The sequence below is a fragment of the Dyadobacter psychrotolerans genome (assembly GCF_004349265.1).
Classification (GTDB): domain Bacteria; phylum Bacteroidota; class Bacteroidia; order Cytophagales; family Spirosomataceae; genus Dyadobacter; species Dyadobacter psychrotolerans.
In genome coordinates, this window is record NZ_SMFL01000001.1 from 814,560 (window position 1) to 830,178 (window position 15,619).

Annotated in this window: 14 protein-coding genes; 5 read left to right on the top strand and 9 right to left on the bottom strand. The window is 40.3% G+C overall.

Translation table 11 applies throughout. The annotated features are described in order from the left end of the window. Nucleotides 1–58: 58 nt before the first annotated feature. Together E0F88_RS03415 and E0F88_RS03420 are read right to left on the bottom strand one after the other, a co-directional pair. Nucleotides 59–1,363: a DUF4374 domain-containing protein gene (locus E0F88_RS03415; protein WP_131956661.1), complete on the bottom strand. Its 1,305-nt coding sequence runs from the start codon at nucleotides 1,361–1,363 to the stop codon at nucleotides 59–61. Nucleotides 1,364–1,435: 72 nt separating this feature from the next. Further along, nucleotides 1,436–3,763: a TonB-dependent receptor gene (locus tag E0F88_RS03420; protein WP_165939980.1), complete on the bottom strand. Its 2,328-nt coding sequence runs from the start codon at nucleotides 3,761–3,763 to the stop codon at nucleotides 1,436–1,438. A gap of 86 nt (nucleotides 3,764–3,849) precedes the next feature. Here E0F88_RS03420 and E0F88_RS03425 point away from each other — a divergent pair, with 86 nt between their 5' ends. Genes E0F88_RS03425 through E0F88_RS03435 form a run of 3 tightly spaced genes read left to right on the top strand, consistent with a single transcriptional unit; the run spans nucleotide 3,850 to nucleotide 6,048 of the window. Further along, nucleotides 3,850–4,161: a hypothetical protein gene (locus E0F88_RS03425; RefSeq protein WP_131956665.1), complete on the top strand. Its 312-nt coding sequence runs from the start codon at nucleotides 3,850–3,852 to the stop codon at nucleotides 4,159–4,161. Then, nucleotides 4,151–4,432, top strand: coding sequence for a hypothetical protein (locus tag E0F88_RS03430; protein ID WP_131956667.1), 282 nt, complete (start codon nucleotides 4,151–4,153; stop codon nucleotides 4,430–4,432). The genes E0F88_RS03425 and E0F88_RS03430 overlap by 11 nt, the downstream gene beginning before the upstream one ends. Nucleotides 4,433–4,434: 2 nt before the next feature. Then, nucleotides 4,435–6,048, top strand: coding sequence for a PepSY-associated TM helix domain-containing protein (locus tag E0F88_RS03435; RefSeq protein ID WP_165939981.1), 1,614 nt, complete (start codon nucleotides 4,435–4,437; stop codon nucleotides 6,046–6,048). Between the two features lie 91 nt (nucleotides 6,049–6,139). Here the strand turns inward: E0F88_RS03435 and E0F88_RS03440 are convergent, their stop codons facing one another. Both E0F88_RS03440 and E0F88_RS03445 read right to left on the bottom strand, forming a co-directional pair. Further along, a complete protein-coding gene (locus tag E0F88_RS03440; protein ID WP_131956670.1) occupies nucleotides 6,140–7,600 on the bottom strand; it encodes a gluconokinase in 1,461 nt (486 codons plus the stop codon). A 107-nt stretch (nucleotides 7,601–7,707) separates the two neighbouring features. Continuing rightward, nucleotides 7,708–8,109: a hypothetical protein gene (locus E0F88_RS03445; RefSeq protein ID WP_131956672.1), complete on the bottom strand. Its 402-nt coding sequence runs from the start codon at nucleotides 8,107–8,109 to the stop codon at nucleotides 7,708–7,710. 393 nt (nucleotides 8,110–8,502) lie between these two features. On the opposite strand from E0F88_RS03445, the gene E0F88_RS03450 reads away from it, so the two are divergent. Next, nucleotides 8,503–8,706, top strand: coding sequence for a hypothetical protein (locus tag E0F88_RS03450; RefSeq protein WP_131956674.1), 204 nt, complete (start codon nucleotides 8,503–8,505; stop codon nucleotides 8,704–8,706). Between the two features lie 49 nt (nucleotides 8,707–8,755). On the opposite strand, the gene E0F88_RS03455 is transcribed toward E0F88_RS03450, so the two are convergent. Next, a complete protein-coding gene (locus E0F88_RS03455; protein WP_131956676.1) occupies nucleotides 8,756–9,979 on the bottom strand; it encodes a metallophosphoesterase family protein in 1,224 nt (407 codons plus the stop codon). 195 nt (nucleotides 9,980–10,174) lie between these two features. Here E0F88_RS03455 and E0F88_RS03460 point away from each other — a divergent pair, with 195 nt between their 5' ends. Continuing rightward, a complete protein-coding gene (locus E0F88_RS03460) occupies nucleotides 10,175–10,690 on the top strand; it encodes a DinB family protein (protein WP_131956678.1) in 516 nt (171 codons plus the stop codon). Nucleotides 10,691–10,741: 51 nt separating this feature from the next. Here the strand turns inward: E0F88_RS03460 and E0F88_RS03465 are convergent, their stop codons facing one another. The 4 genes from E0F88_RS03465 to E0F88_RS03480 form a co-directional block, all read right to left on the bottom strand. Further along, nucleotides 10,742–11,722: a glycosyltransferase family 2 protein gene (locus E0F88_RS03465; RefSeq protein ID WP_131956680.1), complete on the bottom strand. Its 981-nt coding sequence runs from the start codon at nucleotides 11,720–11,722 to the stop codon at nucleotides 10,742–10,744. A 13-nt stretch (nucleotides 11,723–11,735) separates the two neighbouring features. Further along, a complete protein-coding gene (locus E0F88_RS03470) occupies nucleotides 11,736–12,554 on the bottom strand; it encodes a phytanoyl-CoA dioxygenase family protein (RefSeq protein WP_131956682.1) in 819 nt (272 codons plus the stop codon). 231 nt (nucleotides 12,555–12,785) lie between these two features. Next, nucleotides 12,786–14,276, bottom strand: coding sequence for a hypothetical protein (locus tag E0F88_RS03475; protein WP_131956684.1), 1,491 nt, complete (start codon nucleotides 14,274–14,276; stop codon nucleotides 12,786–12,788). 45 nt (nucleotides 14,277–14,321) lie between these two features. Next, nucleotides 14,322–15,335 carry an aldo/keto reductase gene (locus tag E0F88_RS03480; RefSeq protein WP_131956686.1) on the bottom strand — a complete coding sequence of 338 codons (1,014 nt, stop codon included), beginning with the start codon at nucleotides 15,333–15,335 and terminating at the stop codon, nucleotides 14,322–14,324. Nucleotides 15,336–15,619: the final 284 nt, after the last annotated feature.

The window sequence follows — 15,619 nt, forward strand, 5'->3', positions numbered from 1 at the left end:
AATAAAAGGCTTGCCGGATACACATACCCGGCAAGCCCTTTATGTAAAACAGTATATGTTATTTTGTAAACTTCACAAAGTCAGTAACAAGTCCACCTGCTGTAACGGTGTTGATTTTTTCAGATTTCCCGGTGGCAGGATCATATTTGTAAAAGCCATTCAGTTTTAAATCCGTGTTGTAAATCGGGAAATAAAACTTGCCATCATACTTCGTTGAAGACGGATAACCGTAACCCGCTGTCAATGGCAGATCTGCAAGGAGTGAAACCGTTTTTGCATTCAGGTCTAATTTTACCCAACGCTGGTTTGCTCCGTAGAAAGCAAGCTGCTGCAATTCTGTATACTCAGTTGCTGTAATCGTTTGTGTAGCCAGTTTACCAACCAGTTCAACCAAACGAGGAGGATCCTGCTGACCGGAAATACAAGCGTAAGCAATTCCGTTTGCATCGTAAATAGTACCCAAAACCAACTGGAAAACCAGGTTTTTTTGTCCAAAAACATTGACCGGATTAAAAGAATAAGTTGAATCAAAATCCGTTTTACCGGCAGGGATTTTTAAAATTTGTGGTTTTGAACGAATCGCACCGTTTGCCCCTAATTGACCGTCCAGGCCGTATTGTCCTTGTGTGGTAACAAACACATTTCCTTGCTCATCAACAAGTCCGTGTTCTGCACCTCTTGAAACCGGATAAGTAGCTTGTTTGAAGATAGCCGTTTTCTGCCACTTTTTGGTTGGAACATCAATCACCTCAACATACGTATTTTGCGAATCGTAATACTGACCCGTTTTGCTGCTGTTGGTGAAAAGCGTTGCAAAAAGTTTCTTATCCGTCGGCCTGTAAATCAGGTGGGTATAAATGTTGGTTTCGTTGTTAGGGAAATTCTGTGCGCTGCTCATATCTACCTGACCCAGATTTTCCATCGTAGTCGGGTTAAAAAAGAATATCGCACGGTTTCCGTAAGTCGTGTACACACCCAGGTTGTCATCAATAATTTTTACCGCAGATAAACCGTCAATCAAAGGAATGCTTGCAATTTCAGTAATCGCTCCGGTTGATTTCAGAATAGCCTGCTTCGATAGTTTTTTATCTCCGTTAAGCGCAGCTCCGAAAATGTAGTTTTTGTAACCGGTTTTAATCAAAAAACTACTGTATGCAGTTTTCTTGGTCATGTCTACATCTCCCGTAGGAAGCGCATTAAAATATCCTGCATAAAAGCTAAATCCGGCAGTTGACTGTGAAATAGTGGCCATCACATAACCTTCTTCCTGGTAAAGTGAATCTTCGGCAGGTTCCGAATCGTCCTTACAGGAAACGAGGGCAGCGGCAAATAAAACAGAAAGTAAAAATTTGGTCATTTTCATTGTTAGAGATTTGTATTGAACAGGTGTTAAAATAGAAGTTTACAAAAGGTGGTAACAGTTTTTAACGTCCAATCAGAAATTGGAAATTTCGTAGATGACTTTAATATTGAAGTTTGTTCCTGCCCTCGGCACCAGATAATTGTCAAATAATTCGGCATTCAACACATTCAAAACATTGACAGAAGCCGTCAACGCGCGTTTGGGAAATTTGTACGATAACCCCGCGTCTAACCGATGCTGAACAGGAACATAAGCTTCCGGTGTATTTTTGAGACTATTCCCCTGCCCGATCGTGATGTGGTTAAAAGGCGCGATGTAATTATAAAACAGATAAACCCGGAAGCGGTCATCGTTTTTAACAAGATTTACCTTTTGCCACGAAAGCTCCGAGTTCGCGTAAAAAGTAGGGTTGTTTGGAAAACCCGTTCCGACTAAAAACTGACTTTCAACAAGCTTCACTTTGGTAAAAGTTTTGCGTAAAAACGTTACGTTCGTTTTCCAGCTAAAAGCATTTTTATAGGTGAGCAGCACATCGCCTTCCACACCTACGGTACGAACCTGGTCGGCATTATCGTATCTCCTGATAACACCATCTCCGATAAAAATAATATCGTGCTGATTACGATAAAATCCATTAACGGTAGAAGTAATATTGACAAGCTTACTGACCGGCTTCGCAACTGAAAACCCGACGTTTACATTATCACTGCTTTCAGGAAGCAGGTCGGTATTCCGGACTATTTCCGCCCCGTTTCCGACAAATTGGGAGAATAAAGGAATCAAAAACCCCTTTTCATAAGATGCCCTTACAAAAACTCCTTCCGCGATGTCATACTTTAGAGCAGCATTGTAACCCCAGATTCCGTCCTTCTTTTTCACCAGCTGAAATGTATTGTTTTCGGCTCCGTTGAGAATGTAATCAAACCTTTTCAAAGCCGCAGAAAATGTCAGTCGTTCCAGATATAAACCTTCATACTGGATACCGGCCACGTTTTTGGTCAGGTACTGCGGAATGCGTAAATAGTCCTCATCCGCATTTTGTTCCAAATAATCGATTCCTGTTAGCTTTTGTTTAGCGTATAAATTCGAAAACAACAACTTGTGATTTGGCGCCAGTTTTAACGAAATACTGGTTCTGTTTACCCAGCTGTGGATATAAGTTTCAGAATTTGACCGGGAATATTCTCCCTGCTGGCCCTGTCGTCCTACGATTTTACCACTCCAGCTATACACGTTCCGGGTTGTATCTACGTATTCGAGCGTCTGATCACTGTAATTTAATGTTGTTGTAAAAAGACCTTTTTCCCCTAAAAATGACTTGTCATATTTCAGAATTGCAGATAGATTTTGTGCTGTGTAATTGGCTTCTCCAAAAGCAAGTCCGGTAACGCGTGCTCCGTTTTGCAGTTCTTTATCTCCACCCGACAAATTCAAAGTAAGTTTTAATTCATCCGCCCAGGGTTTGCTGTGCGTCCCCACAGTAATTGCACCAAACGCCATACGATAGCGGTCATGAAAACGGCGGATACGTTCAACCTTGTTGTTTTTTTCATAAATCCGGGCGTTCATTTTGTAGTCATTATCAGAAAAATGATATGCTCCGGAAATATTGATAAAGTAATTTTTAGCGTTGGTCAGTCCCAGGTTAAAATCGGCCAGATGCGTGTTAAAAGAGCCTAAACTATATGAGGCTTTCAGAGAGTTGTAAGACTTCTGTTCGGTAATCAGGTTAATCCCGCCGCCTAAAGCGTCCGTACCAACATCTACCGGTAAAACACCCTTGTAAACATCGATCCGTTTCAGATTGCCCAGTGGCAAAGTCGAAATATCAAAATTTGGATAAATAAATTCCAGCGGAAGTCCGTCGATGTAAACCCTGACTGCATTGCCCCGCATCCCGTTAATTGAAATGTCGGAACTTTCCCCAAGCGAACTCGACCTGCGGATGCGCACGCCTGAAAGTCTGTCTACCACATCGGTGATCAACACATTCTGGCTGATTACATTTTTTACTTCAATGCTGCTGATCGAGATCGGTTTGGTTTCCTGGATTTTTGTTTGTTTTTCAGTTTTAACCAAAACTTCATTCAAATCGGTAGCTTCACTTGTGAGTACAATTTGTTCAAAAACAGATTTGTCTTTGATGATGATATCTTTTTCGAAAACCTTAAAACCGATATGGCTCACAACAAGCGTATAGTTACCGCCTGCGACTTTCGGGATCAAAAATTCACCAGCCTCATTTGTAACCGCTGAATAACTTGTATTTTTTAAAGAAACCGAAACGAAGGATAATACTTCATTTCCGGAAGTTCTCACAGTACCGCTCAGCAGGTGACTCTGAGCAACAGTTACAGAAGTAATTAAGCATAAAAAAACGTTGAGGAAAAGTATTCTCATAGACATTGATTTATCAATTTTCGCCAAATGTAAATAACTTATTTGGACTAAAACTAAATAATATCAATATTTGTAAAAATTATTTTATGCTAGCACTCTACTTTATTATTGCCGGACTCTACTTGTACTATTCTAAGTCGAAGTACTTCCCACTATTTCTACAAAAACTTTCTTTTCCTGGCTTAAACATTGTCGCACCTCTGCTTCTGATGATTGGTACCGCCATTTATATCAGCTCCGGCGGTTGGGCTGGCGGATTATTGCTTTCACTGGCAGCTTGCATGCTTGGCTTTTTGCTGATACAGCTCTTTGCTGTTTTGGGTAAAACATATTTTTACGGACTTGTTGCCGCTGTTCATTTTCTGGCACTTATTGAACTTGTATCCTATGCCGGCTAAAAACGAATATTTATCCACCCCTGGACAAAGGGCTCTTAAAATCACCGCAGGTTTAATCGGTGGCTATTTGCTTGCCGTTTCATTCCAAATGGTACTCAGCGTTTTAATTCCCGACCGCGTAGCCGTAATACTCACAGGAGCATTCACTGTTTTTATGTTCTGGATCGCACTAATGATTGTCGCATTCCTGGCCCGGAATGGCTGGGTTATCTGGGGAATATATCTGCTGAGTACCTTAACATGCGCTGTTATTATCTACTTCCTCAAATAGTTATGAAATTAAAAGGTTTATCCAACCGTCTTTATAATATCACTTTTCACACGCACACCGTGTCGGGAATCGTGATCAGTTTTGCCCTTTATGTGATATTTTTTGCAGGCGCATTTACGCTCTTTAAAGAAGAATTTTATCAGTGGGAAAATCCGCAGGCCCGCAAGCCAATAACCGAAAAAATCGATTACGACGAGCTTCTCGCTACTATAAAGAAAAACAAACCGTCTTTCGATTTGTCGGAGGATATAACGATCAGGATACCTTCGAAAGAAGAACCGAGGGTTCAAATTTACGGACATGAAATTGTTCCAAAGGGCAAACCTGAAATACATTATGCTGCCACTTATTTCCCAATTACCAAAACATTCAGCGAAGAAGAGAAAACGACCATTGGTGAAACACTTTACCGGCTGCATTTTTTCGATCAGATTCCGTTTATCGGAAGGTATCTATCCGGATTTGTTGCGCTGTTTTTTGCATTTGCAGTGGTAACCGGTGTGATGATTCACTGGCGGAATATTTTCAGTAAATTCAATGGCTTTTCAATCAAAGGAACGTGGAAGCAAATCTGGACAAACTCCCACACTGTTTTTGGTTTGCTGGGCCTTCCCTTTCAGTTTATGTATGCGATTACCGGCGCTTACTATATGCTTTCACTGCTCGTATTACTTCCGGTCGTGATTGTTTTTTATAATGGAGATCAGGAAAAAGCACTAAAAGCTATTGTTGCAGAAAGAGCAATGGACACAAATGAAAATTCTCCATTGGCCACCAAAAATCAAAAGATTACAAATATTCTTGATAACCTAAAGAAAAGCCGACCGGATGTTGAGCTGCATTATGTTCAGATCAAAAATTATAACCGGGTAGATGGCATGATGGCAGCGGCAGTAGAAAACAGCAAAACATTTGCCGGAGACGGATCTGCAACATTTTCTTTAAAAGATGGCAAAATGGTTGCCAATTATTTACCCGGAAGCAAAACATATGCACAGTCGGTACTGTATGGTATAACCCGGCTGCATTATGCAACTTTCGGCGGACTGATCCTTAAAGCCATTTATTTTCTGCTTGCTTTGTTTACAGGTTTTGTAATTATCAGTGGCATTTTACTTTGGAAAGAAGCACGCAACAAAAAAACGTACACAGATAAACAAAAACGCTTTCATCACCAGGTTACCAAAACCTATCTTGCTATCTGCTTCGGACTTTTTCCTGCCGTTGCAATCCTGTTCAGTGCCGAACTTTCGGTGCCTGATAGTGTAAAACATGTATTTTGGGTTAGAACAGCGTTTTTTGTTTCGTGGTTAATATTTACAATCGCCGGCTTGTTTTCAAAAAACGAAGCAAAAGCAACACAGCTTTATCTTTTTTTGGGCGGCTTATTTTCGATCATCGTACCGCTAATCAATGGTTTCGTTACCGGAGACTGGATTTGGGTTTCACTGGCAAAAAATAGCTTTTACGTTGCAGGAACGGATTTGTTTTGGCTGATTATTGGAGTTTTATCGTTATTTCTGACGCTTTTAATGAATAAGGATAACGAGAAAACAAATAGTAAGAAAGAAATATTAAAGGTTAAAAAACAGCATATCAGCTTGGAAAAAATGTAACTGAAATATTTCACGCAAAGATTTAGAGATTAATGCAGAGAACGTAAAGTTTTAAATCAGCTATGCGTCCTCTTCTGAAACCTTCATTTTTTTACACAGCATGCGCCAGCATCAGTCTGGCTCCCTTTATGAATTTTTCACTAAGCGTGTGGTAACCTTCATGATTGTTTGAATCAGGACTAAATTGCTGCCCTACCGAAGTAAAAGATTTCATTTCCGAAAATTCTTTATAAACACCCAATGCCTTCAAACCCATCATTGCCGCGCCAATGGCGCCGGTTTCCACCGTTTCGTTTAGTTTTACTTTTTTGCCAAAAATATCAGACAGCATCTGAACCCAGATAGGACTTCTTGCAAAACCACCATTAGCATAAATCGTTTTAATTTCCTGCATTTTCAGAAGCACTTTTCCGATACTGTAAAGGTTCAGAAGAATTCCCTCCATAACAGCCCGGGCGAAATGCGGAAGCGTATGCTGAATATCAAGGCCGGAAAATCCTCCCCGAACAGTAGAACTCCACAATGGCGCGCGCTCTCCCAGCAGGTACGGATAAAATAGCAAACCATCAGCCCCGGGCTTTATTTTTGATGCCTCTTCAAAAACTTCGTCAAATTCCTTTTTTGGGAAAAATGTATTCATGAGCCACTCAAATACCACTGCACCGTTATTAGATGGACCGCCGATCACGAATGTCTGCTCATCGAGTACGTAACAAAAAGTTTGCATCAGTTTGTCAGAAAAAGGCTTATCCGAGCTGATGCGAACCGCAGCGCTGGTACCGATTGTTACCGCCATTGAACCTGATTCTATGGCACCACTTCCCAGGTTAGCCAGACAACCATCGCTCGCACCCATAATGAGGGAAGTATCTGCCGGCAAGCCCAAAATATTTTTTTGCGGTAACTTTTCAATATGATAGGGAGAAACGGCTTCTGATAACTTCGAAGATTTCAATCCAAGTTTCTTCAAAGTATATTCATCCCACTTCAACTCCCTGATATTGAACATCCCGGTTGCAGAAGCGATGGAGTAATCCACAACAAAATTTCCAGTCAGACGATAAATGATATACTCCTTAATGCCAATAAACTTGTACGTTTTTTTGTAAACTTCCGGCTCATGCTCTTTTAGCCAAATCAATTTACAAACGGGAGTCATGGCATGAATGGGCGTTCCGTTGTTATGGTAAATCTTTTTGCCGACAACCGAACTCTTTAATTTTTCTGCTATAAATGAACTTCGGTTATCTGCCCATATTATCAAACCTGTGAGATGTTTTCCTGATTTGTCCAGGGCCAGTACACCATGCATAGCTGCACTGAAACTGATTCCTAAGAGTTCATTTTTATTCTTAAGTTTTGCAGCTACTTTTTTTATCGTTTTACATGCCGCCTGAAAAATTTCCTCAGGGTCCTGTTCACTCCAGTCGGTTTCCGGATGCTGCATTTCGTAACCTTCACTGTGCGCATGTAGAATTTCTCCTGAAGCGGAATCAAAAGCAACTGACTTTACATTTGTTGTGCCAATATCACAACCAATTATATACGGCATTTCTGTTTGTTTTAGAACCAGACTTACAAAACGGTGATATCCGCTTCATTTTCTTACTAAAACAAATGTAAGGATTCAACAGAAACCATTGCTACGATGCTGCAAAATTACAAACCGGTCATGATGTTTTCCTCCTTAACTCTTGCTGTTACTATTCGTTTGGTTTCTGTCGTAACCATAAAAGAATGCCCAACTTTTTTCTCTCCGTCTGTAAGCTCGAAAGTGTACTTACCATCTGCGAAAGTTGATAAATCGAAGTATTTCAGATACCTTTTGTACACCAGCGTTTTCTCAGCAAACAAAATATTCTTCTCGCCGTCAATGATACGCACGGTCAGCCTGTCGCTAACCGGATGATTATAGCTGAGCTTAAACTGCATTGGTTTATCCTGAACTACGTAGAAATCCGCGTAAAAAGTATCTTCACCTTTCTCTTCCACTTCCTGGGCATTCACAGCTGATGTCAACAAGCAGGCAGCGACTGCGAACAATAGGTTTAGTTTTTTCATAACATCCCGGTTTAATTCTATATTTCAATCAATTATTTTTAATTAAAAAGAAAAGAATCATTATTGTCTTAATAGAATGTAAATTATAACATATTGAAATACAAGTCAATACGAAATCAATAAGAACAGGAAAGTTATTTAGAAAAGCAAGAAGCATCACGAAATAGTACAGTGAATATAATTCTGGCAATGAAGATTGTTTACATAGTACAAATTACAGAAAGAGTTTCTCAGCGAAATCTGTCAGGATCGATCACAGATTTCTTTTATAAAAATATAAAAACACAAAATTTGAGGTTCGTCGGATAAAATGAGGGATTTGCTACGGAAAACTGGCTGCTATTTATTATTTTCGCAGCATTATAATTATTACGATTCAAATTTTAAGGAAACATGTCAGATACAACTCATACAGCGCACGCATCTTCTGAACCGAAAAGACTTTCAGCGGGTACTTACGTGGCAGCATTTATTATACTATTCCTGATATTGGTAGTCTTTGCAGATCTTTTCGTCCTGATACTTGGAACGATTGGCCTGATCGTAACATTTGCTGCATTTTATGCGGACAGCGCTTCACACGACACAAGTCATTAAATATACACCAAAATCCGGTTCATAACCGGATTTTGTTATTTGATTGAACTTACAGGTCCGGCAGTTTACTATTGACGTTCCATTTTAACTGTCCGTTTAAAATATCGGCAGTCCATTCCTCTTCAAGTACACAGGTATCTTCAAGATCCCGGTATTCAGCAGTCAGTTTTTTCCCTTCTAAATTTAGTTTTACAAAACCGTTGTATCCCAGCTGGTGTCGCTTGATAACCTTTCTTACACGTGTGTCGTAAAACAGGATCTTGGACGAATCTTCCTGACTATCAGGCAACTTAATTTCCACGGGTAATCCGCCATGACCCAAACATCGCCCGTAGGCCAATGGCCCTTTCCCGTTTCTTGTCTGATGATAAACAACCAGGCGGTGGTCATGCCCCCAAAACCAGATAATGTCCCTTTTTGCTTCACCTAAAAGTTCCTGAATCTGTTCTCCAGGCTTTTCATATTGCTCACGAAAAGCAGATATATAGGGATGATGGCTCAAAATTACCAGTCCGCGCTTATCGTTGATATCCCCGATTTTAACAACATCCCGCAACCATTCAACCTGTTCCTTTTTTAAATGACAATCCGGTGGAGAAAGTACCTCAATAAAAGGTCGGCCAACCGAGGTATAACCCGTATCAATGCCAATAATTCGCCAATGATCATTTTCCAGACAAAAGAAACCGGCCTGCTGTGTATTGCGAACTTCACCTTGCTGTATGTACATGGCGGGTAGAAGATGTTGGAAAAATGCATTGCCGTTTGAATACATTTCATGATTTCCCGAAAGGGCCAAACTGCCGGAAGCACCATAGTACCATGAAGCATGCGGAGCGGTAAAATTGTCTTCTATCTCTTTTGGCGCACCTACGAAGTAAACGTCACCCATGTGAATGGTGTAATCCGGTGCATAGCGGGCTACCAGATGCGCAACAGCATCGGACTCTTCGGTATCACTCGCCCAGTCGGATAACAAGGCAATACTGATTTCTTTTCGGGAAGGTACGGACGACTGAAGTTTATAAACTCCGCTATCACCGTTTTTGGGATAAGCTTCATAAGCGTGGCGAGGGCCAAAACGGCTTTTTAAATAATGCCAGGCAAATCCTAACAAATTTGTTTTAAAAAACTCCGAGATAACATTGGTTACTTCCGATGTATTTTTAACATGTCTTTCATAAAGTTCAAGCTGTGTTTTAGCATGGTTTTCTGCTTCACTGTGACCAAGGTCAAGATATTTTTGGGTACGCTGTTCAGGAGTTTCCGGCATAATTTGGATAAGATCTGTTATTACTAACAAGTAAAGAAATTATTCCAGATATTATCTTCCATAAACAGGAAATTGTTTCGACATGTAACCGATACTATTAGACCACTTACTAAATAAAGTTCTTAGCCATTGATATTGACAACCCTTACAGTTACTTTCGCAGGTTAATTTAACAACCACCAACCAAATAAACCTATGAAACAAATTACGATTATCTGCCTGATGTGGCTTACTTCCCAAACCCTGTTCGCACAAGTGACCCAGGATTACCAGATTGCGGAATGGGAAAGGGCAAAAGTTTACACCAAAGAATACCTGGATGCGATGCCTGAAGATGGCTACAAATTTAAGCCTACACCGGAAATGCGTTCTTTCGCCGAGCAAATGGATCACCTTGCCGACGCTAACTTTGCTATGGCAGCAGCTGCTTCGGGACAGAAAAGCCCTATGACCGGATCCGCAGAAAAAATGCCCGATCAGTCGAAAGCGGCGGTTACCAAGGTGGTACTGGATAGTTATGATTTTATGATTGCATCAATAAAAGCAACGCCTGCTGCTGATTATGGAAAAGCGATCAAACTTTTTGGAATGGATACGAAATCAGGAATTGCGTTTGATAAAGCTTTTGAACATCAGACGCACCACAGAGGACAAACAACGGTTTACATCCGTTTAAAAGGAGTAAAACCTCCGCAGGAAAAATTATTTTAAGTTACAAAAAATGCCTTCTGATATGGAAGGCATTTTTTGTATTCGTGCACTTTAAGCTTTTGCCCGAAGGTTATAAAGCGACAGGGCAAAAAAGCTGTATGTTTTCATGAGAAAAGGCGGTACAACAAACTGCCGGATAATCTCTTTTCTTTTTTCTCCGGTTGGTTCAGCAAGATCCAGATACTTTAAAGCAAACTTTAGTTTTGAAAAATAGCTGTCCTTATACTGCTTTGCAAAAAGCAATTTGTAATAGTAGGTAGCAATATTCTTTCTCAGCTTTGCATCGTATTTGTAATTAAAATGCTTGTTGATATTCGAATAAAGCTGAATCCGGTTAAAAAGAAAATCGGAACTGTAATGATTATCAGCAAAGCTCGCTCCGCCTCTGTTTTTACGGTATACGGACATTACCTCATCGATATATCCAATTGGCCCGCGGCTGGCGAACATGATGTTACGGGGAATATCTCCGCTTGTTGACAAATTTGTCCAATCAGGGTCCGGATTGTCAGCCAGATCTTTTTTACGGAAAACCAGACTAGAAGTCGCTATAAAACAAAGCTCATCTTCTCCAATCAGATCATCAACCGTATACTCCTTCTTCGTAAGCCAATTGACCAAATGAGGAGGCGCTGAATTGTCGTCATAAATTGCCTGAGCATTGTGAAAGCTGGCAGAATAATGTGGATTTGCGTCCAGCATCTCTACCTGCTTTTGCAGCTTGTGGGGCGAGGTTAAATAATCATCGCCGTCAAACTGTGCTATATATTCCCCCCTGGCAATGGCAAAACACTGCAAAGCGTTGTACTTGCCATTCAAACCCAGGTTTTTGGGATGCAACAGCAACCTTATTTTATCAGGGTAACGGCTTTGATACTCTTTTAAAATTTCAGCCGTCCTGTCTTTCGAGCAGTCATCTCCAACTATGATCTCGAAGGGAAATGTTGTTTCCTGCATAAGCAGCGAATCAAGCATTTTCCCCACGAATTTTTCATGGTTGTAAGTGATAATGCAAAAACTTGCCTTTATCATAATTCAATCAGATTCATTTAAAAACCTCTTCTACTTGCTCCTGTTTTGGAAAACCAGGGAAAAGTAACTCAGGTGTAGGCTTATAAATGTATGGAAGAGGGAAACCTCTGTCTACAAAAGTATCTTCGGTCAAATTATTGAAACGGAACTGTGAAGTCCAGCGAATATGGGGTGTTACGTTTGTACCTGAGCGGTGAACTGTAAAAGTTGAGAATATCAAAATATCTCCTGCTTCCAGTTCCAGCTGTACAAATTCGTCTTCGGGAAGGTCTTCTTCAATGCTGCTGATATAATCTACATCAGTACCGGAGAATAAACCGCGTTTATGGCTTCCAGGCAAAACCTGAAGAGCACCAAGATCCGTGTCGCAGTCAACCAACGGGAACCACATTACGATACTATCCAAAGAGCCTTGCCCGCCACGCCAGTCCTGATGAGCACCCAGTTTCCAGTAGTCTTTCTTCTTGGCAAGATTAGGACTGTTGAACATCATCGCAGGTCTAACCGCGATAATTGGGTATTCAAGGCCAAGTCCCTGTAAATATTTTGTAATGCGTTCGTCAGTTCCTAACCGGTGGAGAGAAACCAAATGCTGAACCTGCTTGCCTGTATTTACAAATGCTTCAAAATCTTTTTCAAAGAATTCATACATTCCTTTTTCGAACTCATCCTGGTTGTTGATGTCAACCTTTGTTCCGGTAGCGCGTTCTATCTGATAAGCAAAAACGCCTCTCGCTTCATCGAAAATCGCTTTTATCTCTTCTTTCGTAAAAAAATTACGTACAACAATATAACCATCCTTAATATACTGCTCTCTTGCACTCGTGCTCATAATTGTATTTTTTTAATTTATGCGGTATAGTTGATAATAATTATAAATAGCAAAGGTATAATTTGTTAAACAAAAATCGAAATTTATTGAGGCTACGGCAAACCGCATTTTATTACCATAGCGATTAATAATTCCTGTCTGACTTCTCTAGCGAAGGTCGTGCCAACCACATCAATAAAAAATGATTCACATCAGTTTATATGATTTTTATAAGATGGCAGTTACTTGTGATCACTTATTACTCAGATATCGATAGTAGAATGATTTTTCACTACCGGTATACTGAAAACTTATTTCCCAGCCATCGTAGAGTTCATTCATACCAAAAACAGAGTACTGCTCATCATTGATACTGTTTAATGTATATCTGCCCGGAGGAAAAACCGGAGTAAACATATAACGCAACGGTGACATTGCGCCTATCAGGAAAAAGATGCAAAGTGCGCCCGTTAGAACCGATTTTTTATAGAGTTTCTTTCTTAGAATCTCATACATCACCACAATTACACCAATTGTCATCAGAAATAATGAAGGCATACTTACGCGCATTAAAAAATCATTGAAAATGCCCATTCGGTAAACAGGAAGTATAAGCAGAACCACAACTGAAAGCAACATAAGTGACCTTAATTCCCCCGCTATAAAGCCAAATTTCCGATCTACCAGGTATACCAAAACAAGATAAATCCCAATTTCCATGAAGATGAAAAACGTATAATCATGAATCGCCTGAAAAATTCCCTCCTGCCATAAAAGATACGGATAGTCCTGAATCGGCTGATGTGCAGCATAGTAAGGACCGATTAAAACCACTAACACTAAACCGCTCAAAGCATAATAGTTAATGAGATTCTTAAAACGGCTCTTCACTAAAAAATATAACCATACCGGTATCAGCCCCATTGTGATAAAAGGTGCCCAAAGTAAGGTGAGTGCCGACAAGAATGCAGATATCCCAACTCCATTTTTATGAAAACGACCAAGTTGCACAATCAGAGCTGTACCAATCCAGGCTGGGAAAACGTACTGAGGATTCCATACCATTAGCCTTACAGGAGACATATAACTTAGCAATATCGGAAAGCCAAGGCCATCCCAGCTGAGAATATCATTTAGATTGTTTCTTTGTCCGTCAATAATATTAAACAAAGGATCGAGACCAGCGAAAAACAGAAACAACACCACCAATTGCCATTTATATAAATTAATGGTTTTGTTCACCCAAATCAGGCACAAAAAAATGCCTGACACACCCCATAAAAATGAGCATACCACCACAACTTTCAGACCCAATATTTTGCCAATCAGTGATGCAGGCAGATAATAGGCAATGCCATAACACAAAAAGGCTGCAGGCTGTTTAGGATCTTCGATTAAAACCGGCCAGGGTTTGGTAGCAAGATTGCTAAAAATTACATTGTGCTTTATATAATCGGTAACCTGATAGGTCATTTCACCCATGCCGCTTATGTAAGCGACAAATACACTTATTCCCAGAAGTGTTAAAAGGAATCTTCGATCCGGAACCTCCTGGTTTTCCAAAACCATATTATTCCTGTATCCGATACAAAATCTATAAAAAAGATAGCCGGAAACGATAGCCATTGGCAAACCAATGTACCAACGGTACCAACCAACTAAAAAAATAATATTTGGCAGCAGTAAAAATGCAAAGGAACCTGCGTCAACTAAAAAATGAAAAATACTGGCTTTTTGTTTCATAAATGATAGAGAACTGGTATTTACAGCAGCAGCTTTCTTAAATTATTAAAACAATAAATGATCAAAAAGCCCAGAATACAGATCTCCTTTTGACCCGTTAGAGGCAAGTAAATCATGAGGATATCCCAGCTCAATAGCGGATGCTTCGTTGAGTCTGGTTAGAATTTCAGAAGACAAATTAACTTCAAGACTTTTAATATTATCCTGTAACTGCCCTACGTTTCTCACACCTACAATCGGAATCACAGGCTTTTGTTGCTGCATGATCCAGGCAAGCGCCAGTTGTGAAGCAGTTACTCCCAGTTCCGCGGCTATATTTTTAACCTCAAGAGCAATCGCATTATTTTTTTCTGAAAACCGCGGACTGTTTTCACGTAGTCTTCCTGTTTGTCCCTCGGTATATTTGGCAGTTAGCAATCCATTTCCCAGGCCTCCCCAGGAAGTAACAGATAAGCCCATTTCATCAGCCATTGGTAAAAGGTCTCTTTCGGGAGCACGTTGAATCAAACTGTATTCTACCTGAATCGCTACGAATTTGTTCAGACCTTTCCAGTCAGCCAGTGTATTAGCTCTTGAAATAACCCAGGCGGGTGTGTTTGAAATTCCGAGATGGAGCACTTTCCCGCTTCTTACCAAATCATCCAATCCCCTCATAACCTCTTCCACTGCAGTGGTAAAATCCCAGCTATGCAGCCAAAGGACATCGACATATTCTGTATTGAGCCTTTTCAGGCTTTCGTCCACAGAACGTACCATGTTCTTCTTGTGATTTCCGGAGAAATTAAGATCTCCCACCCTGTCTTTTAGCGAATATTTAGTACCAACAACATATCGGTGCCGGTCAGACTTAACAAACTCGCCAAGCCACTGCTCGCTTGTTCCGTTGGTATATCTGTTTGCGGTGTCAAAAAAGTTTCCGCCTGCATTTATAAATGTATCAAATATCTGCTGAGAGGAGGCTTTATCTGCACCCCATCCCCAGTCGGTTCCGAAAGTCATTGTTCCAAGACAAAGCTCGGAAACCCTCAATCCGCAATTTCCAAGAAGTCGGTAATTCATGGCCTTATTTGTTTCATTCTTAGTTTTACTGATTTCAGCGGGCTGTTTGCCCAACCAGTTTTTAACCCAATTAGCCATTTTGATTTTTGTAATGTATAGATCCGTAATGATCCTGATCTGATGGAAGACTAAATACTATTCAATATTACTTTATGCCCCTCTATATTCAAAAAATTATCTGCTTTACTTATTTTCTTCAAAACGAAATAAGCCATCTTATCAGGAAAATTTCAGCTCCGGACACTTATATTTGAACCCGACAAATATAAGACCGTTAAATTCAA

Coding starts and splice junctions, on each gene's coding strand:
- E0F88_RS03465 (WP_131956680.1), bottom strand. CDS start 11,722: ATGATAAAGGCAAGTTTTTGCATTATCACTTACAACCATGAAAAATTC.
- E0F88_RS03415 (WP_131956661.1), bottom strand. CDS start 1,363: ATGAAAATGACCAAATTTTTACTTTCTGTTTTATTTGCCGCTGCCCTC.
- E0F88_RS03480 (WP_131956686.1), bottom strand. CDS start 15,335: ATGAATTACCGACTTCTTGGAAATTGCGGATTGAGGGTTTCCGAGCTT.
- E0F88_RS03445 (WP_131956672.1), bottom strand. CDS start 8,109: ATGAAAAAACTAAACCTATTGTTCGCAGTCGCTGCCTGCTTGTTGACA.
- E0F88_RS03470 (WP_131956682.1), bottom strand. CDS start 12,554: ATGAGCACGAGTGCAAGAGAGCAGTATATTAAGGATGGTTATATTGTT.
- E0F88_RS03430 (WP_131956667.1), top strand. CDS start 4,151: ATGCCGGCTAAAAACGAATATTTATCCACCCCTGGACAAAGGGCTCTT.
- E0F88_RS03420 (WP_165939980.1), bottom strand. CDS start 3,763: ATGAGAATACTTTTCCTCAACGTTTTTTTATGCTTAATTACTTCTGTA.
- E0F88_RS03460 (WP_131956678.1), top strand. CDS start 10,175: ATGAAACAAATTACGATTATCTGCCTGATGTGGCTTACTTCCCAAACC.
- E0F88_RS03450 (WP_131956674.1), top strand. CDS start 8,503: ATGTCAGATACAACTCATACAGCGCACGCATCTTCTGAACCGAAAAGA.
- E0F88_RS03435 (WP_165939981.1), top strand. CDS start 4,435: ATGAAATTAAAAGGTTTATCCAACCGTCTTTATAATATCACTTTTCAC.
- E0F88_RS03425 (WP_131956665.1), top strand. CDS start 3,850: ATGCTAGCACTCTACTTTATTATTGCCGGACTCTACTTGTACTATTCT.
- E0F88_RS03440 (WP_131956670.1), bottom strand. CDS start 7,600: ATGCCGTATATAATTGGTTGTGATATTGGCACAACAAATGTAAAGTCA.
- E0F88_RS03455 (WP_131956676.1), bottom strand. CDS start 9,979: ATGCCGGAAACTCCTGAACAGCGTACCCAAAAATATCTTGACCTTGGT.
- E0F88_RS03475 (WP_131956684.1), bottom strand. CDS start 14,276: ATGAAACAAAAAGCCAGTATTTTTCATTTTTTAGTTGACGCAGGTTCC.